We start from the raw sequence: 24341 nt of genomic DNA on the forward strand, positions 1-24341 counted from the left end.
CTGCGGCAAACGTTTGCCCCAGTGCAGTTTCGCGAGCGTTCCGCGCCTCCCGGCTGCCTGCCGCCTTCCTTCCAGTTGAGACCTGCCACACCGTGAGCACGATCAAAGACGTTGCCGCCCTCGCGGGGGTGTCCTTCACCACCGTCTCCCATGTCCTGAACGAGACGCGCCCGGTCAGCGCCGAGGCGCGCCGGCGCGTGCTGGCGGCGGTCGAGGAGATCGGCTATCTGCCCAGCGCGGTGGCGCGGTCCCTGCGCAAGAGCGAGACCCGCATCATCGGCGTGCTCGTGCCCAATGTGCAGAACCCCTTCTTCGCCGAGCTGGTGTGCGGTGTTGAGGAGACCTGCCGCCTGGCCGGCTATTCGGTCTTCCTGTGCAATTCCGACAACGACCCCAAGCGCCAGCAGCAGTACATGCGCACGCTGCTGGAGAAGCGCATCGACGGGCTGCTGCTGTCGTCCGCGGGCGATGACGAGGCCCTGGCCCAGATCTTCCAGATGGCCCGCGTGCCGTCCGTGACCGTGGACCGCCTGGTGCCTGGCGCCCGTGCGGACCGCGTGAGCGTGAACAACCGCGAAGGCGCCGCCGCCGCCGTGCGCCACCTGCTGGAGCTGGGCCATCGCGCCGTCGGCTGCATCAGCGGGCCGGTGGAATTCGAGGTCGCGCAGGAGCGGATCGCCGGCTGGCGCGAGACCCTGCAGGCCGCCGGCATCGAGCCGCAGGCTCACTGGCTGATCCACAGCGACTTCAGCTCCCATGGCGGCTACGAGGCTGGCAAGCGCCTGCTCGGCGCCGCGCCTGAGCTCAGCGCCGTCTTCGCGAGCAACGACCTCATGGCCCTCGGCCTGATGCGTGCCGCCGCCGAGGCCGCGCGGCCCGTGCCGGCCAGCCTGTCGGTCGTCGGCTTCGATGACATCGAGCTGTCCGCCTATGCCTACCCCTCGCTGACCACCGTCGGCTGCTCCATCAAGGAGCTGGGCCGGGAGGCCGGGCGAGCGCTGCTGGCCCGCATCGAGCAGCCGCAGGCGACGCTGCGCGAGGTCCTGATCAAGCCCCAGCTGGTGCGCCGCGAGAGCACGGCGCCGCTGGCGGGCGGGGCTGCCGTCCCTCCGGCGAAAGCGGCGAAGGCGGCCAAGGCAGGGAAGGGCGCATGAAGCAGGCACGCATCGTGGTGGTCGGCAGCATCAACATGGACATGATTGCCCATGCGCGGCGCCTGCCACTGCCGGGGGAGACCCTGCCCGGTGAGGATTTCGAGATGGCCCCGGGCGGCAAGGGCGCCAACCAGGCGGTGGCGGCGGCGCGCCTCGGCGCGGCCGTCAGCTTCGTCTCGCGCGTGGGCACGCGCGTGCACGGCCGGGCGCTGATCGCGGCGCTGCGTGCCGAGGGCGTGGAGGCCGCGCAGGTGATCGAGGACGATGCGGCGCTGCCGGGCATCGCCGTCATCATGGTCGGCCGCGAGGGTGGCGAGAACAGCATCGTCTACATCCCGGGCAGCAACGCCGCGCTCGCCCCGGCCGACATCCAGCAGGCCCGCACGGCGCTGCAGCAGGCGCAGGTCGTGGTCGGTCAGCTGGAGGTGCCGCAGGCGGCGGTGCTGGAGGCGTTCCGCATCGCCCGTGAGCATGGCGTGTGGACGCTGCTGAACGCCGCACCGGCCCTGACCGTCGATCCCGCGCTGCTGGCGCTGACGGACAGCCTCGTGGTCAATGAGACCGAGGCGGCCCAGCTCGCCGGCCTCGCCGATGCCATTGCGTCGCCGGAGGCCACCGCCCGCACGGCGGCCGAGGTGCTGCGTGCCCGCGGCCTGCCCTGCGTGCTGGTCACGCTGGGCGCGCAGGGGGTGCTGATCGCCGATGCCTCGGGCCTTCGCCTCGTGCCGGCGCCGCGGGTGCAGGCCGTCGACACCGTCGGTGCCGGCGACACCTTCGTCGGTGGCGTCGCCACCGCCCTGGCGGAGGGCCGCACGCTGGACGAGGCCGTCCGGCTGGGCCAGGCCGCCGCGGCGATCGCGGTCAGCCGCGTCGGTGTCCAGAGCGCCATGCCCCGGCGCGACGAACTGGGTGCAGAATTCGCCGCACGGCAGTCCTGAGGTCCGCATGAGCACTTCCTTCCAGCCCCGGACCGTGATCTTCGATACGGACCCGGGCATCGACGATGCCATGGCCCTGTGGATGCTGGCCCGTCACCCGGCCCTGGACCTGCGCGCCATCACGACCGTCCACGGCAATGCACCCGTGGCCACCACGACGCGCAATGCGCTGGCGCTGGTCGACTTCTTCGGTCTCGACGTCCCCGTGGCGATGGGGGCCGACGATGCCCTCCTGCCGCGCCTGCAGCGCTTCTTCCCGACCCAGGTCCACCACGAGGACGGGCTCGGGGGCGGGGCGCCGCTGCTGCCGCCGACCAGCCGCCGGCCCGACCCGCGACCGGCCTGGCAGCTGATCTGCGACGAGATCAACGCCGCCCCGGGCGAGATCACGCTCGTGGCGGTCGCTCCGCTGACCAATCTGGCGCTGGCGCTGCGCCACGATCCGGGCATCGCCGCCAAGGTGCGCGAGGTCGTGCTCATGGGCGGTGCCTTCGGCCTGTATGGCCATGGCGGCAATGTGACCCCGGTGGCCGAGGCCAACATCATCAACGACCCCGAGGCGGCGGACCTCGTCTTCACCGCACCCTGGCCGGTGGTGGCCGTCGGGCTCGACGTCACCCAGCAGGTGGTGATGCCTGAATCGCTGCTGCAGTCGCTGAGCGGCCGTGCGGGCGCCGTGGGCGACTTCTTCTGGGAGATCACCCGCCACTACCAGCGCTACTACGACGGCCGCGACGCCATCGGCGGGCTCTATGCCCACGATGCGAGCGCCGTGGTGTACTGCGTGGCACCCGAGGCCTTCGAGCGGCGCAGCGGCCCGGTCCGCGTGGCGCTGGATGGCATCGCGCGCGGGCAGACCATCCAGGACCACCTCGGCCTCTTCGACGAAAGCCCCGAATCGCCCTGGCGCGGCTGCCCGGCGCAGCAGGTCTGCGTCGGCGTGGACGCACAGCGCGTGCGGGACGAGTTCACCCGCCTGTTCCCGCCCGCCGGGCAGGCCTCGACTTCCTGACCTTTCCCCATCTGACCGCCGGCCACAAGCCCGGCACTTCCGGAGACATCCCATGAGCCACACCACCGTTCTCAAGGCCCGCTGGATCCTGCCCATGACGCCGGGCAGCCAGGTGCTGGAGCAGCACGCCCTCGTCATCCAGGGCGAGCGCATCGCCGCGGTGCTGCCGCAGGCCGAGGCCACGACGGCCTACCCCGATGCCGAGCTGGTGGACCTGGGCCAGCATGTGCTGATCCCCGGCCTGATCAACGCCCACACGCACAGCGCCATGTCCCTGCTGCGCGGCGTGGCCGATGACCGCGCGCTGATGGACTGGCTGCAGAACCACATCTGGCCGCTGGAGAAGCAGTGGGTCAGCGACGACTGGGTCTACCAGGGCTCGCTGCTGTCGGCCGCCGAGGCCCTGCGCGGCGGCGTGACCTACCTGAACGACATGTACTTCTTCCCGAAGGCCATGGCGCGCGCCGCCGTGGACGCGGGCATCCGCGCGGGCGTGTCGATCAACGTCATCGACTTCCCCACCGGCTATGCGTCCGGGCCGGACGACTACATCGCCAAGGGCCTGGAGGCCTATGAGCAGTTCAAGGGCGAGCAGCTGCTGGACTGGACCAGCGCGCCGCATGCGCCCTACACGGTGTCCGACGAGACTTTCGTCAAGCTGCGCCAGCTCTCCGAGCAGCACGGCATGCAGATGCACTGCCACATCCACGAGACGCAGGACGAGATCGACGGCAGCCTGAAGCAGTTCGGCGTGCGCCCCCTGGAGCGCCTGCACCAGCTGGGCCTGCTGAACGAGCGCATGATCGCCGTGCACATGGTCCACCTGAACGAGGCCGAGATCGAGCTGATCGCGAAGCAAGGCACGCATCTGGTCCACAACCCCAGCTCCAACCTGAAGCTGGCCTCGGGCGTGGCGCCCGTGAAGGCGCTGGAGGCCGCGGGCGTCAACACCGTGCTGGGCACGGACGGTGCCGCGTCCAACAACCGCCAGGACATGTTCACCGAGATCCGTGCCGCCGCGCTGCTGGCCAAGGGCATCACCGGCGATCCGCTGACCGTCTCGGCCCGCACCGCACTGGAGATGGCCACGATCCGCGCCGCCAAGGCCATGGGCCGCGAGGCCGACCTGGGCTCGCTGGAAGTGGGCAAGCTGGCCGATGTCGTGGCCGTGTCGCTGGACGCGCTCGAGTGCCGCCCGGTCTACCACGCCGATGCGCAGCTGGTCTATGTGGCCGGCCGCGAGCACGTGTCCGACGTGTGGGTCAACGGCCGCCGCGTGCTGCAGCAGCGCCAGCTGACGACCATCGACGTGCCGGCGCTGCTGGACCGCACCGAAGGCATCGTCGCTCAGATGAAGGCCGGCCGCTGAGGCGGTTCCTCCTCGGCGTCGCCTGACGCGCAGAACGGCCAAGGCCCCGGCGGCTCCGTCATGGAGCGGCCGGGGCCTTGTGCCGTTCAGACGCGGGTCAGGGGCCGATCAGGCGCCCGAGCGGCCGGGGGTCAGTCCTTGACATGGCAGGCCTTGGCCACGCCACCTTGCGGGTCGCCGAAGGTCGCGTTGTTGCAGGGCAGGGACAGGTTGGCATCCTTCACCGAGTAGCCGCGGTTGGCGCCGTAGATCACCAGGTGGGCGCCGCTCACGCTGCAGGTGCCGCCTTCGCTCGCGCAGGTCGTGTAGGTCTCCGGGCTGACGTAGCAGGCCTTGACCGTGCCCGGGACCGGGTCGCCGAACGTCGCGTTGTTGCAGGCCACGGGGCCGGTCGTCACGCGCGAGGTGAAGCTGCTGCCCGCGCCGTAGACCACCAGGCGGCGGCCGGTGAAGCTGCAGGTGCCGTTCTCGGAAGCGCAGGCCGTGTAGGCCGTGCCCGTGACGTAGCAGCTCTTCACCTTGCCCGGCGTCGGGTCACCGAAGCTGGCGTTGTTGCAGGCCTGGCTGCCGTTGGCGAACTTGCGGAAGTAGGTCGAGGGGCTCCCGTAGCTCACCGCCCGCACGCCGGTGAAGGTGCAGGTGCCGTTCTCGTCGGCGCACTTGCTGGAGTCCGACGGTTGCGACGGCAGGCAGGCGGCGCCGACGGTGTTGAAGGCGCGGGTGACGTCGGTGACGTTGTAGCCCCGGTTGGAGGCCGAGCGCTCGACGCCGCAGACGCCGCCCTGGAAGTCCGTCGTCGAGGTCCAGTAGAGATGGTTGGCATCCGCGAAGACCTCGAAGGCCTTGCGCGTGGTCCAGCCCGCCGTGGTGGCCAGCAGGTAGAAGGCCTTGTTGTAGACGCCGCTGGAGTAGTGGACGTCCAGGCCGTTGTAGTACTGGCTGGTGTGGTCGATGGAGCGGCCGTCCAGCGGCGGGTTGTACATGTAGCGCAGGGCGCCGCTGCTCTTCATGATGTCGTAGCCGACCTTGAAGTCGTTGCTGCCGCGCATGTAGTACTTCGCGGCCTCGCCGGCCATGTCGGAGAAGGCCTCGTTGATGCCGCCGGACTGCCCGCTGTACTGCAGGTTGGAGTTCTGCTGCGTGTAGCCGTGGCTCACCTCGTGCGAGGTCACATCCAGCGACACCAGCGGATAGAAGGTGCTCGCGCCATCGCCGAAGTACATGGCCTGGCCGTCCCAGAACGCGTTCTCGTAGCTGCTGCCGTAGTGCACCTTCATCTGCAGCTTCTGCGTGAGCGGGCGCTGGCCGAGCCAGTTCTGATACATGTTGAAGACGACCCCGCCGAAGTAGTGGGCGTCATTCAGCGGCGAGTAGGCGCCGTTGATGGTCTTGACCGTGTTGCGCGGGCAGGTGAACTGGAAGGGCGTGGTGCCGCTCGTGCCGCCGTTGAGGTTGATGGTCGTCACGTTGGCGTTGTCCATCTGGCAGCTGGCCGTCACGTCCAGGTAGCCGTAGTTGACGCCGTACTCGTACTGCCCGGTCTTGGCATTGCCGCCGGGGCCGGTGGCGTTGTTGGTGGTGAGGCCTTCCCACTGCTCGAGCACCTCGCCGCTGTGGGCGTCGATCAGGAAGTGCGGCCGCGCGGGCTGCTTGCCGTGCACCATGAAGGACAGCGCCCAGACCAGCCGCGCGCGGCCCTGGCCGTCCAGCTTGATCCACAGCTGCGCTTCCTCCTGCGAGGCCTGCTGCGCGGCCGCGGCGCGTCCCCGGGCCAAGGCGAGTGCGGCCTGCTGGCTGAGGGTGGGGCGCACGCTCGGCAGATCCTGGCCGATCTGGCGGACGAGCTGGCCCTGCAGCGCGGGGGCGGCGGCGCCGGCATCCTGCTGCGCGACGATGGCCTCGCCCCACACCGGAATGCCCTGGTGCAGTTGCTGGTAGCGCGTGACGGTGCGACCGCTGGCGTAGGTCTTGCTGCGCTGGGCCTGCAGGTCCTGGGCGGCCAGCCCGAGGTGCGCGGGCAGGTCGACGGCGGCGCCGAGCGTGGCGGCCGGGGCGGGCAGCAGGCTGACGTCGACGCGCTGCGCCGCGAGCGCGGCCACGGAGCCCATCAGGAGCGCGGCCGCGGCAGCGCATGAGCGGAGCTGGCCGGCACGGCCCGTGCGGGACAGGGAGGTTTGAGTCTGCATGAGGGGATCTTTCAGGCCTCCAGGGCGCCGGAGGAGGAGCGGGATGCCGAGTCTGTGACAGTTGGATAACGCCGCAAATCAGTGTCCGGCACCATTATTGAAAGAGCCTCGTCGCGCAGCCTATCCCGGACTCCTGCGACGCACCGTGTCAGCTCTGACAGTTGTCGGGCGGGGGCGCGTGTGCGGCAAGGCGACGCTCGCAGGTGCCGGCCGCTCGCGGCCTGGCCGCCGGCGGGCCGCTCCCGAATGCCGGCCCGCCGATTCCTCGACGGTCCGGTGTGGACGCTAACGTTTGCGCGTCGATTTGAGCCGGGGCGGGGCAGGAATCGGGGTCAAGCCTCGGTAAAATCCCGCGCTTCGAGCCACCCGTCATGCCGCCGCCGTTTCGGTGCGGCGGGTGCGCCCCAACCCCACGCGATCCCGCGCGCACGTCCAGCATCCATGGCATCCTCCTCCAAGCACCTGACCCACTTCGAGGGCGGCAACGCTCTTTCCGCCTTCCGCGCCCAGGCCCTGCTGCCGCAGCTGCAGGCCATCAACGAGCGCATCACGGGCCTGGTGGCCCGCCACGTGCACTGGGTCTGGACGGATGCCGCGCTGGAGGCCGGCGTGCAGGACAAGCTGGCCGCGCTGCTGAGCTACGGTGAAGCCTATGCCGGCGGCGCTGACGGGCAGCTCGTCGTCGTGGCCCCGCGCCTGGGCACGGTCAGCCCCTGGGCCTCGAAGGCCACCGACATCGCCCACAACTGCGGCCTGGACATCCACCGCGTGGAGCGCGTCACCGAGTTCCGCATCACGCTCAAGTCGGGCCTGCTGGGCGGCACCAAGACGCTGAGCGAGACCGAGCTGCGCGCCTGCGCCGCGCTGCTGCACGACCGCATGACCGAGAGCGTGCTGTTCCGCCGCGAGGACTGCGTGCACCTGTTCGACGAGAAGACGGCCGAGGCCCTGGAGCACGTGGACGTGCTGGGCCGCGGTCGCGGCGCCCTGGACGATGCCAACAGCCGCTTCGGCCTGGCGCTGTCGGACGACGAGATCGAGTACCTCGTCAACGCCTTCACCGCCGCGAAGCGCAACCCGAGCGACGTCGAGCTGATGATGTTCGCGCAGGCCAACTCCGAGCACTGCCGCCACAAGATCTTCAACGCGAAGTTCACCATCGACGGTGTGGAGCAGGACCTGAGCCTCTTCGGCATGATCCGCAACACCGAGAAGCACTCGCCCCAGCACACGGTGATCGCCTACTCGGACAACGCCGCCGTCATGGAAGGCCATGACATCGAGCGCTGGATCCCCGAGGGCTACGACGCCGCGCCCAGGTACCACGCCCGTGCCGAGACCGCGCATGTGCTGATGAAGGTCGAGACGCACAACCACCCGACGGCCATCTCGCCGTTCCCCGGCGCCTCCACGGGCGCGGGTGGCGAGATCCGCGATGAAGGCGCCACCGGCCGCGGCGCCAAGCCCAAGGCCGGCCTGGCCGGCTTCTCGGTGTCCAACCTGCATCTGCCGGGCCTGCCCGAGCGCTGGGAGCAGGGCGGCGTCGGCAAGCCCGAGCACATCGCCAGCCCGCTGCAGATCATGATCGACGGCCCCATCGGCGGCGCCGCCTTCAACAACGAGTTCGGCCGCCCCAACCTCGGCGGCTACTTCCGCGTCTATGAGCAGGAAGTCGACGGCGTGGTGCGCGGCTATCACAAGCCCATCATGATCGCCGGCGGCATCGGCGCCATCCGCTCGGACCTGACGAAGAAGATCGAGTTCCCCGCCGGCACGCTGCTGGTGCAGCTGGGCGGGCCCGGCATGCGCATCGGCATGGGCGGCGGCGCCGCCAGCTCCATGGCTGCGGGCACCAACACGGCCGACCTCGATTTCGACTCCGTCCAGCGTGGCAACCCCGAGATCGAGCGCCGTGCCCAGGAAGTCATCAACCACTGCTGGGGCCTGGCCGACAAGAACCCCATCCTCGCCATCCACGACGTCGGCGCGGGCGGCATCTCCAACGCTTTCCCCGAGCTGGTCAATGACGCCGGCCGCGGTGCCATCTTCGACCTGCGCAAGGTCCCGCTGGAGGAGTCCGGCCTCGCGCCCAAGGAGATCTGGTGCAACGAGAGCCAGGAACGCTACGTCATGGCGATCGCGCCCGAGAGCCTCGAGATGTTCACGGCCATGTGCGAGCGCGAGCGCTGCCCCTTCGGCGTCGTCGGCGTGGTGACCGAGGCCCGTGAGCTGATCCTGGAAGACGGCCCCGGTGGCGAGCGCGCCATCGACATGCCCATGGACACGCTGCTGGGCAAGCCGCCCAAGATGCACCGCGTGGTGAGCCGCGTCCCGCGCAGCACCGCCGCGCTGGACCTCTCGCAGGCCACGCTGCAGCAGGCCGCCGTCGAGGTGCTGCGCCACCCGACCGTGGCGTCCAAGCGCTTCCTGATCACCATCGGCGACCGCACCGTGGGCGGCCTGAACCACCGGGACCAGATGGTCGGCCCCTGGCAGGTGCCGGTGGCCGATTGCGCCGTCACGCTGGCCGACTTCAAGGGCCTGCGCGGTGAGGCCATGAGCATGGGCGAGCGCACGCCGCTGGCCGCCGTCGATGCGCCCGCCTCCGGCCGCATGGCCGTGGCCGAGGCCATCACCAATCTGCTGGCCGCGCCCATCGAGCTCTCGCGCGTGAAGCTGTCCGCCAACTGGATGGCCGCCTGCGGCGAAGCCGGTGAGGACGCCGCGCTGTACGACACCGTCAAGGCCGTGGGCATGGAGCTGTGCCCGGCCCTGGGCGTGTCCATCCCGGTGGGCAAGGATTCGCTGTCCATGCGCACCAATTGGAGCGACGGCGGCGAGACCCGCCAGGTGACCGCCCCGGTCTCGCTGATCGTCTCGGCCTTCGCCACGCTCAGCGACGTGCGCGGCACCCTGACGCCGCAGCTGCAGGCCGGCGACACCAGCCTGATCCTCGTGGACCTGGGCCAGGGCCAGCACCGCATGGGCGGCTCCATCCTGGCGCAGACGCTGCAGCAGTTCGGCGGCGCCGTGCCCGACGTGGACGACGCGGCCCAGCTCAAGGCGTTGGTCGAGGCCGTCAACGAGCTGCGCGGCCAGGGCTGCCTGCTGGCCTACCACGACCGCTCCGACGGCGGCCTGTGGGCGGCTGCCTGCGAGATGGCCTTCGCCGGCCACCTGGGCCTGAGCCTCAACATCGACCTGCTGATCACCGAGGGCGACGGCGTCTCCGACAGCCGTGCCGATGTCGGCGATTCCAAGAACTGGGCCAGCCAGGTCAGCGCCCGCCGCGAGGAACTGGCGCTCAAGGCGCTGTTCAACGAGGAGCTGGGCGTGGTCCTGCAGGTCAGGACCGAGGACCGCGACGCCGTCCTGCAGGTGCTGCGCCAGCATGGTCTGTCCAAGCACTCGCACGTCATCGGCAAGCCCAATGACCGCGGCGTGGTCGAGGTGTGGCGCGATGCCAAGAAGGTCTTCGACGCCCCGCTGGAGATGCTGCACAAGGAATGGGATGGCGTGTCCTGGCAGATCGCCCGCCTGCGCGACAACCCCGCCTGCGCCGATGCCGAGCACGAGGCGGTGGGCCGCGCCGAGGACCCGGGCCGCCATGTGCACCTGAGCTTCGACCCGAAGGAGGACGTGGCCGCGCCCTTCATCGCCACGGGCGTCCGTCCCAAGCTGGCCGTGCTGCGCGAGCAGGGCGTCAACTCGCACGTCGAGATGGCCTACGTCAACGCGCTGGCCGGCTTCGACACCTTCGACGTCCACATGAGCGACCTGCAGACCGGCAAGGTCAGCCTGGCCGCGTTCAAGGGCTTCATCGCCTGCGGTGGCTTCTCGTATGGCGACACCCTGGGCGCCGGCGAGGGCTGGGCCCGCTCGGTGATGTTCAACCCGGTGCTGGCCGAGCAGTTCCAGGCCTTCTTCGCCCGCTCCGACAGCTTCGCGCTGGGCGTGTGCAATGGCTGCCAGATGATGGCCGCCCTGGCCCCGATGATCCCGGGCGCCGAGGCCTGGCCGAAGTTCACCCGCAACCAGAGCGAGCAGTACGAGGCCCGCCTGGCCATGGTCGAGCTGCTGGAATCGCCCAGCATCTTCTTCCAGGGCATGGCCGGCAGCCGCCTGCCGGTGGCCGTGGCCCACGGCGAGGGCTTCGCCAACTTCGCCCAGCGCGGCAACGCCGCCCAGGTGGTGCGCGCCGCCCGCTTCGTGGACAACTTCGGCCAGCCGACCGAGGCCTATCCGTTCAATCCGAACGGCAGCCCCGACGGCCTGACGTCCGTGACCACCGCGGACGGCCGCTTCACGGTCATGATGCCGCACCCGGAGCGCGTCTTCCGCAATGCGCAGATGAGCTGGACCTCCGGCGAGCTCGGCGAGCTCAGCCCCTGGACCCGCATGTTCCGCAACGCCCGCCGCTGGCTGGGCTGAACCGGATGAGCCGCGTGCTGCCGCCTTCGCCGGAGGAGGGCGGCGGCCGTGCGCCGGAACTCCAGCATTTCCGGGCCTTCGAGGCCATCGCCCGCCTGGGCAGCCTCACGCAGGCGGCCCAGGAGCTGGGGCTGACGCAGCCGGCGCTGTCCAAGGCGCTGGGCCTGCTGCGGCGCTACTACGGCGACGAGCTCTTCCTGCGCAGCAAGCAGGGCATGCGCCCCACGCCGCTGGCCCGCCGGCTGCAGGCGGACGTCCATCAGCTCGTGGGTCTCGTCGAACACCGGCTGCGGGCCCGCGCGCCCTTCGATCCCGCGCACTCGTCCCGCACCTTCCGCATCAGCTGCACGGAGGTCGGGGCCATCCACTTCCTGCCGCGCCTGCTGGCCGCGGTGCGCGACAGCGCCCCTGGCGTGCGCTGGGAGGTGGTGCCGCTGGCCGGCGAGGCGCTGGGCAGCCTGCTGGCGTCCGGCGAGATCGACCTCGCGCTGGCGGCCTTCCTCGAGATGCAGCCGGGCCTGTGCTCGCAGGCGCTGTACCGCGTGGGCCACCGCTGCCTGGTGCGTGAGGGGCATCCCCGCATCCGGCACGAGCTCTCCCTGGAGCGCTTCTGCGCCGAGAAGCACGTCGTGGCGGCCGTCAGCGACGTTCAGCATGCCTACCGGCGTGTCGAGCAGGCCATCGTGCAGGCGGCGGGCGAGGGCGCCATCGGCCTGCGGGTGCATTCCCTGCTGACGGCGCCCTTCATCGTGGCGCAGTCGGACCACCTCTTCACGGCCACCGAGCAGATCGCCCGGCAGATGGCGCAGCTGCCGGGCCTGCGCCTGCTGCCGTGCCCCTTGCCGCTGCCGCCCATCGTCGTCCATCAGTACTGGCACAGCCACCAGACGCAGGACCCGGCGGTGAGCTGGCTGCGCAGCCTCGTGGCGACGCATTTCGCCCAGCCCCTGGATCCCACGCCCCCCTCCCCACCGCCGCGCTGCGCCGGCCCGCACGCCGCCGTCGTGGATGCCGCAAGCGCACATGCCGCCCGGGCATGAGCGAGATGCCGCGCGGCACATCTTGCTTGTGCAGGGCGGGCGGTCGCGCTGCAATCGCGGCGCGACGGCAGTCGTACCTGAGGAGAGAGGGGGCCCGCCGCTTCCCGGCTTTCGGGGGCGGCCCGGCGGATGTGACCAAGGCATCCACCGGGTGCGGGTGAGGGAAGGGCAGCGAAGGCTGAGCCTTCCGGGGCGGGCCCCGCGGCAGGCGCTGCGGGGCCCCGTTCTTTCGTTGGCGTCAGGCGCCGGGCAGCACCGGTCCGACCTTGGGCAGGCGGATCTCGAAACGGCTGCCCCGGCCGGGCTCGCTGTGCAGGCTGATGTGGCCGCCCAGCACCGTGCTCACCAGGTTGTAGACGATGTTCAGGCCGAGGCCCGTGCCACCGCGACCCATCTTGGTGGTGAAGAAGGGGTCGAACGCGCGCCGCCGGACGTCCTCGCTCATGCCGATGCCGTCGTCCTCCACGACCAGCAGGTACTCCTGCGCCGACAGGCTGCGGGCACTGACTCGCACCCGTCCCTCGACGCGCCCCTCGAAGGCATGGACCAGCGCATTGAGCAGCAGATTGCCCAACACCTGGCCCAGCGGGCCCGGGTAGCCCTCCAGCGGCTCGTCCAGCGCGAGTTGTGACTCCAGCGCGTAGGGCGTGGTCTTCCAGCGGGCGCGCAGCAGGCTCATCACGTCCGCCACGACGGCCTCCAGCTGGTAGGGGCGCCGCTGCATGCTGGTCTGGTCGACGGAGAGCTGCTTGAAGTGGCTGACGAGCTCGCCGGCGGTGCCCAGGCCGCGCAGGAGGATGTCGCAGGCCGTGCCCGCCTCCTGCAGATAGGCCTCGAGCGAGGAGCGGCGCATCTGCCCGCTGCCGAACTCGGTGCGGACCTCCTGCGTGCGTTCCTGCAGCGTCGAGGCCGTGGTCAGGCAGTTGCCCAGCGGTGTGTTCAGCTCGTGCGCGACGCCCGCCACCATGGCGCCGAGGCCGGCCAGCTTCTCCGAGCGCAGCAGGCCATCCTGCGCGTCCTTCAGGTCCTGCAGCGCCTCACGCAGTTCCAGCGTGCGCTGCTGCACCCGCGACTCGAGCTCGGCATTGAGCTGCCGCAGCTGGTTCTCGGCGGCGCGCTGCGCACTGATGTCCCGGGCCACGCCGAGATAGCCGATGGCCTGCCCGTCGCGGCCGCGCACATGGCTGACGCTCAGCGAGACCCACAGCGCCCGGCCGTCCTTGCGCACATACGTCCATTCCCGCGTCTCGCTGCCCAGCTCGCGGGCCAGGAGCACGAAGGTGTCGAAGCCCTCGACGGCCGTGCCGCGCAGCCGGGAGAGTTCCGCCGCGCGCTGCCGCACTTCCTCCGCCTCATGCAGCATCGCCGGCGTGCGCCCGAGCAGCTCGGCCTCGGCATAGCCCAGCATGCGCTCGGCGCCGCGGTTGAAGAGCACGATGCGCCCGTCCATGTCGGTGGCGATGATGGCCACCTCCACCGCCGCGTCGAGCACGGCCTGCAGGCGGTCGCGGGCCGCCGCCAGCGCCTGCTGGGAGCCGCGCAGCGCGGCCTCGGCCTCCTTGGCGGCGGTGATGTTCCGACCCGTGCCGCGATAGCCCCGGAAGACGCCCTGCGCGTCGAAGAAGGGCACACCGGAGATGCTCACGTGGCGGATCTGGCCGTCCGGCGTGCGCTGGGCATATTCGAAGTCGCGGAAGGGCTCATGACGCGCCAGCAGGGCCTTGTGCTCCTCCCAGTCGATGCCGGGCAGCAGGGCGGGGGAGTCCCAGCGGCGGTGGCCCAGCACCTGGCTGGTCTGCACTTCCGTCGCTTCCTCGGCAATGCGGGAGACATAGGTGAAGCACAGGTGCTCGTCCTGTTCCCAGACCCAGTCGCTGGCGAGCGCGGCCATGCTGCGGAAGCGGGCCTGGGATTCCTCCAGCGCCTGCCGGGCCTGGTGGCCGTCGGCGATCTCGCGGGCCAGGGCCTCGTTGCGCTGCTGCAGGACGCGGCTCTGCCACACCAGCAGCGCCAGCAGCAGGCTCAGCACCGTCCCCGCACCCGCCGCCGAGAGCACCTCGGGCGATTGCCAGCGGAAGGGCTCGCTGGTCCATCCATCGACGGGTTGGCCCACCAGCAGCCAGCGCGCGCCTGGCACCAGCACGAGCTGCTGTGCCCGCTGTGCCTCCCGCAGCAGGGCCGCCTGGCCCCAGATCAGCCGCCCCGGCTCCTTGTTGCTCTGGGCCTCGGTGAGCGCGAGGCTCAGCTCCGGATGACCGGCCATCCCGGCATCCGCCATGAAGCGGTCCAGGTCCGCCACGACGGAGACCGTCCCCCAGTAGCGCGGCTCGGCGCCTTCGGGCGAGTTCAGGAACACGGGTGTGCGCATCACGAGGCCCTGGCCGCCCTGCACCAGCTGCACCGGCCCGGCGAGGACGGGGCTGCGGCTCTCCCGGGCCTGCTGCACCTGCCGCCACTGGCCCGGGAGGCTGCGGTAGTCGAGGCCGATCACCCGCTCGTTGCCGGCCCGGGGATAGACCATGCGCGCGACGTCGTCCGGCGCCGCGGTGAGGCTGCGCACCTGCGGGCTGAGCCGGATCGCCTTGTCGGCCAGCAGGGCGAAGCGGGCCTCCGTGATGCCGCCATCCAGCTGGATCACCGATTCCAGGGACAGCGTGTGGGCGAAGGTGTTGCGCGCCGCCAGCTCCAGGCGCCCGCGCAGGAGTTCGAGCTGCTCCGAAACCCGCTGGCGCTCCACCTCGGCCTGCTGCCGGGCATCGAGGCGGGCCAGCGTGGTGCAGACGAGAAGACTCAGCAGCAGGCTCAGCAGGACCGGCCAGTAGCCGGTGCCCAGGGCGATCCAGCCTCGCAGGGGGTGGCGTGGCGGGACCTCAGCCATGGCGGGGGGCCCGGGAGCGCGAACGAGGGAAAGCGGATGCCGGCATGCCGTACTGCAGCGAAGCCCTGATGCGTTCCACGGTATCACAGCCGCGGCCCGCGGGGGCTTCTTGTCCGTGCGGGGGGCAGTGACCCGCGCGGCGCCTCAATCGCTCGACGCCCCTAGCACCACCACCTGCCGTCGGGTCTTGCCCTTGTTCCAGAGCGTGAGGCTCACGCGCTCGCCCACCTGGCGCTTCTCGAGCAGCGTCAGCATGTCGTCGAGGTCGCCGAGCGGCTCGTCGTTGAGGGCCGTGATGACGTCGCCCTGGACGATGCGGCCGTCCCGCCCGCGGGTGAAGGCCTGCAGGCCGGCGTCGGCGGCCGGCGATCGCGGGCCGACGCCGACGATGGCCACGCCCTTGGGCAGCTTCAGGGCCTGGTGCAGCTGTGCGGAGCCCGCGGTCACGCCGATGGCCGGGCGGATGAAGCGCCCGTCCTTGATCAGGCGCGGCACCACGCGGTTCACCTCGTCCACCGGGATGGCGAAGCCGATGCCGGCGCTGGCGCCGCTGGGGCTGTAGATCTGGGTGTTGACGCCGATGAGCCGGCCGGCGGAGTCCAGCAGCGGGCCGCCTGAATTGCCCGGGTTGATGGCGGCGTCGGTCTGGATCACGCCGCGGATGGCGCGGCGGTTCACGGACTCGATCTCGCGATTGAGCGCCGAGACGATGCCGCGGGTGAGGGTCTGGTCCAGGCCGAAGGGATTGCCGATGGCATACACGCCCTGGCCCACGAGCAGGTCGCGGCTGGTGCCGATGGGGATGGGCAGCAGCTTCTCCCGCGGGGCCTCGATGCGCAGCACGGCAAGGTCACGGTCGGGGAAGGCGCCCACGAGGCGCGCGCCATAGCTGCTCTGGTCCGCCAGGGTGACGCGGGCGGCGTCCCCGCCCTGGATCACGTGGAAGTTGGTGACGATGTGGCCGGCGTCGTCCCAGATGAAGCCCGTGCCCGTGCCGCGGGGCACCTGCTCGACGTTGAGCGAGAAGAAGTCCCGCTGCGTATCCAGTGTCGTGATGTGCACGACCGAGGGCGAGACCCGGCGAAAGACGCTGATGTTGTTCTGCTCGACGGCATCCAGCGGCCCGCGCGGCGTGACGGGACGCGGCTGGGCCGGCACGCCGCCGCTCCACAGGATGCAGACGGCGAGCAGGGCGGCCGCGGGAAGGCTTCGCAGGCGTGGGAAGGTCAGGGCGGGCATGCGGAAGGAGGGAATGGCGTCAGGTCCGAGAATGGGAACAGGTCCGGATTATTCAAGACTTAGACTGCGCTCCGCGCTCCGACCCCTGTCACTCATTGCCGCATGAACCTGCCTCTGCCGACCGACGCCCGCGATGACCGCCTGGACGCCCTGCGCGGTGTCGCCATGGTCTGGATGACCGTCTTCCATTTCAGCTTCGACCTCCAGCACCAGGGCTTCTTCAAGGCCAACTTCTATGAGGACCCCTTCTGGACGCTGCAGCGCACCTGCATCGTGAGCCTGTTCCTGCTGTGCGCGGGCGTGGGGCAGGCGGTCGCGGTGTCGCAGGGGCAGGGCTGGCCGCGCTTCTGGCGCCGCTGGGCGCAGATCGCCGGGTGCGCGCTGCTGGTGAGCGCGGGATCCTGGTTCATGTTTCCGCGGTCCTACATCAGCTTCGGGGTGCTGCATGGCATGGCCGTGATGCTGATCGTGCTGCGCCTCCTGCTGCCGCGCCTGGGGCAGGGCGCCCTGCTGGCGCTGGCCCTGGCCTGCCTGCTGGTGCCGGTGTGGGCCCGTCATCCCGTCTTCGATACCCGTTGGACGAACTGGGTGGGCCTCGTGACCCACAAGCCCGTCACCGAGGACTACGTGCCGGTGCTGCCCTGGCTGGGCGTGATGCTGCTTGGGGCGGCGCTGGCGCGCTGGGTGGCCCCGCGGCTGGGCCCGCCGCGCCCGTCCGGGCGTCTGCGCGGTGGCCTGGCCCTGCTGGGCCGCTGGAGCCTGAGCTACTACATGGTCCATCAGCCGGTGCTGATCGGTGCCCTGATGCTGTGGCAGATGCGCTAGCGGGCTCGGGCCCGCCCGGCGCGCGGATGCCGGCCTGAGTCGCGGGCAGGCGACAATGGGGGGATATGAGCGCCAAACACATCCTCTTCGGCTTCCATGCCGTCACCGTGCGGCTGAAGACCGCCCCCCAGTCCATCACCGAGATCCATTTCGAGGGCTCCCGCCGCGACCAGCGCATGCGCCAGTTCCTCGAGCGCGCCCGCGAGGCCGGTGCCAAGCTGGTGGAGAGCGACGGCGACCGCCTCGCCGCGCTGGCGGGCAACAGCCGCCACCAGGGCGTGGTGGCGCGCTGCTCGGCCGTGGCTCAGCAGCACTCGCTGGACGACGTGCTGGACGGCGTGGACGGCGCGCCGCTGGTGCTGGTGCTGGATGGCGTCACCGACCCCCACAACCTGGGCGCCTGTCTGCGTGTGGCCGACGGCGCCGGGGCGCACGCCGTCGTGGCACCCAAGGACCACGCCGTGGGCCTCAACGCCACGGTGGCCAAGGTGGCCAGCGGCGCCGCCGAGACGGTGCCCTACCTGATGGTCACCAACCTCGCCCGGACGCTCAATGAGCTGAAGGAACGCAACATCTGGGTCGTCGGTACCTCCGACCAGGCCGAGAAGTCCATCTACGACCTGGACCTGAAGGGCCCCATCGCCCTGGTGCTGGGCGCGGAAGGCGAGGGCATGCGCCAGCTGACGGCCAAGACCTGCGACGAGCTGGTCCGCATCCCGATGCAGGGCGCGGTCGAGAGCCTGAATGTCTCGGTGGCGGCAGGGGTGTGCCTCTACGAAGCGCTGCGCCAGCGCCAGGCGGGCTCGCGATAATCGCGCTCATTCATGAATCAAACGAGTCGAAGCCCCATGACTGTCATCGAAGTTCGCCATCCCCTGGTCCAGCACAAGATCGGCCTGATGCGCGAGGCCGACATCTCCACCAAGAAGTTCCGCGAGCTGACGGGGGAGGTCGCCCGCCTGCTGGCCTACGAGGCCACGGCCGACTTCCCGCTGGAGACGACCACCCTGAACTGCTGGAGCGGCCCGACCGAGGTCGAGCAGATCGCCGGCAAGAAGGTCACCGTGGTGCCCATCCTGCGTGCCGGCCTGGGCATGCTGGACGGGGTGCTGGACATGATCCCCAATGCCAAGATCAGCGTCGTCGGCCTGGCCCGTGACCACGAGACCCTGCAGCCGGTGCACTACTTCGAGAAGTTCGTGGGTCACCTGGAGGAGCGCACGGCCCTGGTCGTCGATCCCATGCTGGCCACCGCCGGTTCCATGATCGCCACCATCGACCTGCTCAAGCGTCGCGGCTGCAAGGACATCCGCGCGCTCGTGCTGGTGGCCGCACCGGAGGGCGTCGCGGCGCTGACCCAGGCCCACCCGGACGTGCGCTGCTGGACCGCCGCCATCGACAGCCATCTCAACGAGAACGGCTACATCATCCCGGGCCTCGGCGACGCGGGTGACAAGATCTTCGGCACCAAGGAAGGCTGAGCCTCCGGGGCGCGCGCGAAGCGGCCTCTCCCCAAAGAAATCCCCAAGAGAAAAGGCGCCCGAGGGCGCCTTTTTTTTTGGACGGGGGCGAGGGGGCGGTCCCCCTCAGGTCCGTCACCGGCCGGGTGTCAGGCCTTCTTGCGGCGCACGACGCCGGCCAGACCCAGGCCCAGGCCGATCAGGGCCAGGGAGGCGGGTTCCGGCACGGTGCTGCCGCTGTACTCGACCACATAGCCATTGCGCTGGCCGGCATTGGAGCCTGGGCCGCCATGGTCGTTCCACAGGCCGAAGCCGGCCCAGTTGATGTGCACGAAGTTCTCGCCGCCGCAGCAGTTGTTGGGCTCGCCGGGCCCCCAGTTGGTGTAGGTGAAGGCCAGGCCGGCCTCGGGGCCCGAGCGCCAGGTCCAGGCATTCACCGCATTGCCGGCGTCCGAACCACCGATCCAGGCGAGCGCACCCTTGGCCGTGTTGGCGACAAAGGTGTTCTCGGCGGCCGAGGTGATGGTGACCAGGTAGCCGGTCATGCCCTGGTAGGACTTGGAGGCGGCCTGGCTGAACGCGGTCTGGGCGGTCACGGCGTCTGTGAAGTACTCGTAGTAGTGGCCGTTGGCGGCGTTGAAGACGGGAGCCGCGTGGGCGGATCCGGCGGCCGCGAGGGCCAGGGCCATTGCAAGCTTTTTCATGGTGTTTCCAAAGCGTGGTAGTTGACGAGCGGCCAGTATCGTCAGGCGCTGGCGGTTTCCGATCACCCGTGGTGAAGGGGTCCGGGGCGTCCTAACGTTTGCGAGTAGCAGCCCGGTATCACGCCCCGGATGACGCTGGCGGGTTCGCCACTTCCGGCCGTCACCGGCATGAAAAAAGGCGCCCGGAGGCGCCTTTGGCATGGCGGGGCGCGCAGCCCCGTCTGCAGTTCAGTCTCAGGCCTTCTTGCGGCGCACGACGCCGGCCAGACCCAGGCCCAGGCCGATCAGGGCCAGGGAGGCGGGTTCCGGCACGGTGCTGCCGCTGTACTCGACCACATAGCCGTTGCGCTGGCCGGCGTTGGCCGGGCCGCCGTGGTCGTTCCACAGGCCGAAACCGGCCCAGTTGATGTGCACGTAGTCTTCACCGCCGCAGCAGTTGTTGGGCTCGCCGGGTGCCCAGCTGGTGAAGGTGAAGGCCTGGCCGGCTTCGGGGCCGACGCGCCAGGTCCAGTTGTTCACGGCGGCGCCGTGGTCCGAGCCACCGATCCAGGCCAGCTGGCCGTTGGCGGTGCTGGCGACGAAGGTGTTCTCGGCGCGGCTGGTGATGGTGGTCAGGTAGCCGGTCATGCCCAGATACGTCTTCGAGGCGGCCAGGGTGAAGGCCTGCTCGGCGGTCACGGCGTCAGCGAAGTACTCGTAGTAGTGGCCGTTGGCGCTGTTGTAGACCGGAGCCGCCTGTGCGGCGCCTGCGGCCGCGAGGGCCAGGGCGAGAGCCAGTTTTTTCATGGTCGGATGGATGTTGGTGAAATGACGCCGCAGTATCGCCAGCGCTCCCAGGGGCGCCATCCCTTGTTGAAGGGGGGTCAGGTCATGCAGGCGGCACCAACGACGCCGCCGAGCAACACCATCCAGACCACCGACAGCCGCGTCCGCAGGCTCAGCAGCAGGGTGACCGCCACGAGAGCGATGGCCGGGAGCCGGCGCTCGGGCTGCTGCACATAGGGCGCTGCCAGCAGCCAGCCCGTGGCGATGATCAGGCCCAGCGTGAGCGGTTGCAGGCCCAGCGTGAAGGAGCGCACCCCGCGGTCCTCCTGGTGGGCGCGGGCCCAGCGGGTCGCCACGAGCACCAGCGTGGTCGAGGGCAGCATGATGCCGCCCATGGCCGCCAGCGCCCCGGCCAGGCCCGCGACCTGGTAGCCCAGCACCGCCACGAAGAGGATGTTGGGTCCCGGCGCGGCCTGGGCCAGGGCGATGGACTGGGTGAAGGTCTCGTCGCTCAGCCAGCCGCGGTCGCCCACCAGGTAGCGGTGCATCTCCGGCGCAGTGGTGATGGCGCCGCCGATGGCGAGGAGCGACAGCGCCAGGAAGTGCAGGAAGAGATCCAGCAGCATGTCAGTGTTCCGTCCGGTCGAGCCGACGGTAGACCAGCGCCATGCCCAGACCGCCCAGTCCCAGCACGATCCACACGAGCGGCCAGCGTAGCAGCGCGATGGCCCCGAAGGCGAGGGCAGCGAAGGCGAGGGCCGCGGGGCGGCCAAGCGGGTGCTTCTTCAGTGTGCCCAGCAGCTTCACGCCGGTCGCGAGGATCAGCCCGGCCGAGACGGCACCCATGCCGCGCAGCGCACCCTGGACCCAGGGCGTGTGCAGCCATTGGCCGGCCAGCGCCGTGAGGCCCAGCACGATCAGGCAGGGCACGACGAACATGCCGGCGAGGGCCGCAAAGGCGCCCCGCAGACCGAAGAAGCGGTCGCCGATCATCAGGGAGATGTTGACGATGTTGGGCCCTGGCATCACCTGGGCGACGGCCAGCATCTCGATGAAGTCCTGCTTGCTGAGCCAGCCCAGGCGCTCCACGAGCTCCCGTTGCGCCACGGCCAGCACGCCGCCGAAGCCCTGCAGGGCGAGGCGGTTGAAGGCGAGAAAGAGATCCCAGGGGCCGGCCGGCGCGGGATGCAGGGCCTCGCCGGGCGCCGTCATCAGCGCAGCGCCTTCAGGGCGTCGGGGTTGACGATGTTGCTCGGCTCGCCCCGGACGAAGTTCAGGACGTTGTCGAAGGCCGCGTCGAAGTAGAGCTCGTAGCTGTCCTGCTCCACATAGCCGATGTGCGGCGTGCACACGGCGTTCTCCAGGCGCAGCAGCGGATGGCCCTGCAGGATGGGTTCGCTCTCGAAGACGTCGATCGCGGCCATGCCCGGCCGGCCGCGGTTCAGCGCGGACACGAGCGCGCCCTCGCTCAGCAGCTCGGCGCGCGAGGTGTTCACGAAGAGGGCCGTCGGCTTCATGCGGTTCAGGTCGTCCAGCGTGACCATGGCGCGCGTGGTCTCGCACAGGCGCAGGTGCAGGCTCAGGACGTCGCATTGGGCGAAGAAGGCCTCGCGGCTCTCCGCGGCCGTGTGGCCGTCCGCCACGGCGCGGGCGCGGCTTTGCTCGCTGCCCCAGATCTGCACCTGCATGCCGAAGGCCCGGCCGTAGCCCGCCACCAGCTGGCCGATCCGGCCGTAGCCCCAGATGCCCAGCGTCTTGCCTCTCAGCAGCATGCCGATGCCGAAATTGGGCGGCATGGAGGCCGCCTTCAGCCCCGATTGCTGCCAGGCGCCGTGCTTGAGGTTGCCGATGTACTGCGGCAGCCGGCGCATGGAGGCCATGATCAGCGCCCAGGTCAGCTCCGCGGGGGCGATGGGCGAGCCCACGCCTTCCGCGACGGCAATGCCGAGCCGGGTGCAGGCCTCGACGTCGATGTGGGGGCCGACGCGCCCGGTCTGGGCGATCAGCTTGAGCTTGGGCAGCTTCTCCAGCAGCTGGCGAGGGAAGTGCGTCCGCTCGCGGATCAGCACCAGCACCTCGGCGTCCCGCAGGCGCACGGACAATTGCCCGATTCCCTTCACCGTGTTGGTGAAGACCTTGGCGTTCAGCGGGTCCAGCTTGCTCGCGCAGTGGAGCTTGCGGACCGCATCCTGGTAGTCGTCGAGAATGATGATATTCATGGCATGCTCGTGGCATTGTGCCTTCTAAATCAAGGCATTGGGCATGAGACTGCGAGCAATTCATTAGATTTTTGGCTGCTCGTCACGCGTCGTGACATCCGTCCGGGTTCACGGCGTGATGGCGGGTGAATACCGCTCATTTGGCGGGATCGATTCCGAGGGCGCTCCCTAAGATGGCTGGCAAGCGCAACTGTTTGCCTGCCCTCGCGGAAGCAGGCGCCTCGCCATGGACATGTCACAACCTGCTGCCGCCCTTCTGGACCAGGCCTCGCTGCCTGACAACGTGATCGCGCGCGCCCGCGCCGGCGGCATGCCGCTGCAGGAGCTGATGAGCGTGGCGCAGCAGTGGCAAACGGGAGGCCGGCTGAACGAGTGCCTGGCGCTCTATGAGGCCTGGGTCGAGAGCAACCAGAGCCCCCAGCGGCTCCTCGCCCTGTTCAACTGGGGCACGGTGCTGGGCGAGATGCGCCGCCATGCCGAGGCCGAGGCCGTGTACCAGCGCGCGCTGGCGCTGAATCCGGACTTTGCGCAGGCCAAGCTCAACCTCGGCCACCAGCTGGAGCACCAGGGCAAGACCGCGGAGGCCCTCGCGCAGTGGCAGGCGGTCTATGACGCCGGCGAGCTGATGGCCATTGGCGCCGAGCCGGTCGACCTGCGCCTGCACGCCCTGAACAATGCCGCCCGGTTGCTGGAGTCTGAACGGCGCCTGGACGAGTCCGAGGCGCTGATGAAGCGAAGCCTGCTGCTCAAGCCCGAGCAGGGGGACGTCCAGCAGCATTACGTGCACATCCGCCAGAAGCAGTGCGAGTGGCCCATCTACCAGCCGATCGGGGACGTGACGCACAACCAGCTGCTGGTCAACACCTCGCTGCTGGCCACCCTGAGCGCGACGGACGACCCGGCGATCCAGCTGATGGTGGCGCAGCGCTTCGTCAACGAGCGCGTGGTCAAGTACAAGGGCAAGCCCTTCCACCAGCTGCATGCCCGGCCGGCGGGCGAGAAGATCCGTGTGGGCTATCTCTCCGGCGACCTGCGCATGCACGCCGTGGGTCTGCTGACGCCCGAGCTCTTCGAGCTGCATGACCGCAGCCGCTTCGAGGTCCACGCCCTGTGCTGGAGCAAGGAGGACGGCACCGCCCAGCGCGCCCGCATCCTCAAGGCCATGGACCGCGTGATGCCGCTGGCCGGCGTCGAGGACCCGCAGGCCGCGCGGCAGATCGCCGAGGCCGGCATCGACGTGCTGGTGGATCTCCAGGGTCTCACCAGCGGCGCCCGTCCCAACATCCTGGCCTACCGCCCGGCGCCGGTGCAGGTGGGCTACCTCGGACTCCCGGCCACCTCGGCGCTGCCGGGGGAGGACTACATCATCGCGGACCGCTTCACGATGCCACCGGAGTACCTGCCGCTGTGCACCGAGAAGCCCATCTACCTGCCGCACTGCTACCAGGTCAGCGACCGCCAGCGCGAGGTGGCACCGACGCCGGACCGCGCCCGCTACGGCCTGCCCGAGGACGCCTTCGTCTTCTGCAGCTTCAACAACAACCACAAGTACACCGAGGAGATGTTCTCGGCCTGGATGCAGATCCTGCAGCGGGTACCGGGCAGCCTGCTGTGGCTGCTGGCGGACAACAGCTGGGCCGAGTCCAACATGAAGGCAGCGGCGCAGGCGCAGGGCGTGGCGCCGGAGCGCCTGCACTTCGCGCCCCGCGTGGCGCCGCCGGAGTACCTGGCCCGCTTCCAGCTGGCCGATCTGGTGCTGGACACCTTCCCCTACAACGCCGGCACGACCGCCAGCGACTGCCTCTGGATGGGCACGCCCATCCTGACGCGCTCGGGCCGTTGTTACATCTCCCGGATGGCCGGCAGCCTGCTCACGGCCGTCGGACTGCCCGATCTCGTGACCTATTCCCTGCCGGAGTACATCGAGCGGGCGGTGCAGATCGGGCGCCAGCCCCTGCGTGCGGCATCCTACAAGCGCTATCTGCGCGAGCAGGGCCGGCAGACGCCCCTGTTTGACATTCCGGCGATGGTGCGCGATCTTGAGCGCGAATTCGAGCGTCTGGTGCTCGAGCACCGGCGCAAGGCCACGGGGGGCTGAAGCCCCTGACGCCTGCTAGGAAG

The 24341-nt window shown here is 70.2% G+C and carries 18 protein-coding genes; 10 read left to right on the top strand and 8 right to left on the bottom strand.

The genetic code is table 11. The features are described 5' to 3' along the window. Positions 1 to 92 precede the first annotated feature (92 nt). From QRD43_RS15080 to QRD43_RS15095, 4 genes are read left to right on the top strand one after another with little or no spacing between them, the layout of a single operon-like run. Positions 93 to 1154, top strand: a complete 1062-nt coding sequence (locus QRD43_RS15080) for a LacI family DNA-binding transcriptional regulator (protein ID WP_285983326.1) — start codon at positions 93 to 95, stop codon at positions 1152 to 1154. Beyond that, positions 1151 to 2092, top strand: a complete 942-nt coding sequence (gene rbsK, locus QRD43_RS15085; protein ID WP_285983327.1) for a ribokinase — start codon at positions 1151 to 1153, stop codon at positions 2090 to 2092. The genes QRD43_RS15080 and rbsK overlap by 4 nt, the downstream gene beginning before the upstream one ends. 7 nt (positions 2093 to 2099) lie before the next feature. Further along, on the top strand, positions 2100 to 3104 hold the full coding sequence (locus QRD43_RS15090; protein WP_285983328.1) for a nucleoside hydrolase: 1005 nt from the start codon (positions 2100 to 2102) through the stop codon (positions 3102 to 3104). Positions 3105 to 3156: 52 nt separating this feature from the next. Beyond that, complete coding sequence (locus QRD43_RS15095) at positions 3157 to 4473, top strand: TRZ/ATZ family hydrolase (protein ID WP_285983329.1); 1317 nt, start codon at positions 3157 to 3159, stop codon at positions 4471 to 4473. Between the two features lie 131 nt (positions 4474 to 4604). Here the strand turns inward: QRD43_RS15095 and QRD43_RS15100 are convergent, their stop codons facing one another. Then, entirely contained in the window at positions 4605 to 6659 is a 2055-nt protein-coding gene (locus tag QRD43_RS15100) for a M4 family metallopeptidase (RefSeq protein WP_285983330.1), read from the bottom strand. Between the two features lie 441 nt (positions 6660 to 7100). Here QRD43_RS15100 and purL point away from each other — a divergent pair, with 441 nt between their 5' ends. Next, a complete protein-coding gene (purL, locus tag QRD43_RS15105; protein WP_285983331.1) occupies positions 7101 to 11090 on the top strand; it encodes a phosphoribosylformylglycinamidine synthase in 3990 nt (1329 codons plus the stop codon). Between the two features lie 14 nt (positions 11091 to 11104). Then, on the top strand, positions 11105 to 12130 hold the full coding sequence (locus QRD43_RS15110; RefSeq protein WP_285983332.1) for a LysR family transcriptional regulator: 1026 nt from the start codon (positions 11105 to 11107) through the stop codon (positions 12128 to 12130). A gap of 238 nt (positions 12131 to 12368) precedes the next feature. On the opposite strand, the gene QRD43_RS15115 is transcribed toward QRD43_RS15110, so the two are convergent. Then, positions 12369 to 15008, bottom strand: coding sequence for a PAS domain S-box protein (locus QRD43_RS15115; RefSeq protein WP_285983333.1), 2640 nt, complete (start codon positions 15006 to 15008; stop codon positions 12369 to 12371). 144 nt (positions 15009 to 15152) lie between these two features. After that, positions 15153 to 16247 carry a S1C family serine protease gene (locus QRD43_RS15120; protein ID WP_285983334.1) on the bottom strand — a complete coding sequence of 365 codons (1095 nt, stop codon included), beginning with the start codon at positions 16245 to 16247 and terminating at the stop codon, positions 15153 to 15155. 102 nt (positions 16248 to 16349) lie between these two features. Here QRD43_RS15120 and QRD43_RS15125 point away from each other — a divergent pair, with 102 nt between their 5' ends. From QRD43_RS15125 to upp, 3 genes are all read left to right on the top strand, one after another. Next, positions 16350 to 17072 carry an acetyltransferase domain-containing protein gene (locus tag QRD43_RS15125; RefSeq protein WP_285983335.1) on the top strand — a complete coding sequence of 241 codons (723 nt, stop codon included), beginning with the start codon at positions 16350 to 16352 and terminating at the stop codon, positions 17070 to 17072. 65 nt (positions 17073 to 17137) lie between these two features. Further along, positions 17138 to 17884, top strand: a complete 747-nt coding sequence (gene rlmB / locus QRD43_RS15130; RefSeq protein ID WP_285983336.1) for a 23S rRNA (guanosine(2251)-2'-O)-methyltransferase RlmB — start codon at positions 17138 to 17140, stop codon at positions 17882 to 17884. Between the two features lie 36 nt (positions 17885 to 17920). Further along, complete coding sequence (upp, locus tag QRD43_RS15135) at positions 17921 to 18553, top strand: uracil phosphoribosyltransferase (protein WP_285983337.1); 633 nt, start codon at positions 17921 to 17923, stop codon at positions 18551 to 18553. 128 nt (positions 18554 to 18681) lie between these two features. Here the strand turns inward: upp and QRD43_RS15140 are convergent, their stop codons facing one another. The 5 genes from QRD43_RS15140 to QRD43_RS15160 form a co-directional block, all read right to left on the bottom strand. Then, a complete protein-coding gene (locus QRD43_RS15140) occupies positions 18682 to 19236 on the bottom strand; it encodes a PEP-CTERM sorting domain-containing protein (RefSeq protein ID WP_285983338.1) in 555 nt (184 codons plus the stop codon). Positions 19237 to 19470: 234 nt separating this feature from the next. Then, a complete protein-coding gene (locus QRD43_RS15145) occupies positions 19471 to 20022 on the bottom strand; it encodes a PEP-CTERM sorting domain-containing protein (protein WP_285983339.1) in 552 nt (183 codons plus the stop codon). A gap of 77 nt (positions 20023 to 20099) precedes the next feature. After that, a complete protein-coding gene (locus QRD43_RS15150) occupies positions 20100 to 20627 on the bottom strand; it encodes a chromate transporter (protein ID WP_285983340.1) in 528 nt (175 codons plus the stop codon). A 1-nt stretch (position 20628) separates the two neighbouring features. Then, complete coding sequence (locus QRD43_RS15155) at positions 20629 to 21213, bottom strand: chromate transporter (RefSeq protein WP_285983341.1); 585 nt, start codon at positions 21211 to 21213, stop codon at positions 20629 to 20631. After that, positions 21213 to 22220 carry a D-2-hydroxyacid dehydrogenase family protein gene (locus QRD43_RS15160; protein WP_285983342.1) on the bottom strand — a complete coding sequence of 336 codons (1008 nt, stop codon included), beginning with the start codon at positions 22218 to 22220 and terminating at the stop codon, positions 21213 to 21215. The genes QRD43_RS15155 and QRD43_RS15160 overlap by 1 nt, the downstream gene beginning before the upstream one ends. Positions 22221 to 22446: 226 nt before the next feature. Between QRD43_RS15160 and QRD43_RS15165 the strand changes: the two genes are divergently transcribed. Continuing rightward, on the top strand, positions 22447 to 24318 hold the full coding sequence (locus QRD43_RS15165; RefSeq protein ID WP_285983343.1) for an O-linked N-acetylglucosamine transferase, SPINDLY family protein: 1872 nt from the start codon (positions 22447 to 22449) through the stop codon (positions 24316 to 24318). Positions 24319 to 24341: the final 23 nt, after the last annotated feature.

This window comes from Roseateles subflavus (assembly GCF_030285365.1).
Classification (GTDB): Bacteria; Pseudomonadota; Gammaproteobacteria; order Burkholderiales; family Burkholderiaceae_C; genus Roseateles_B; species Roseateles_B subflavus.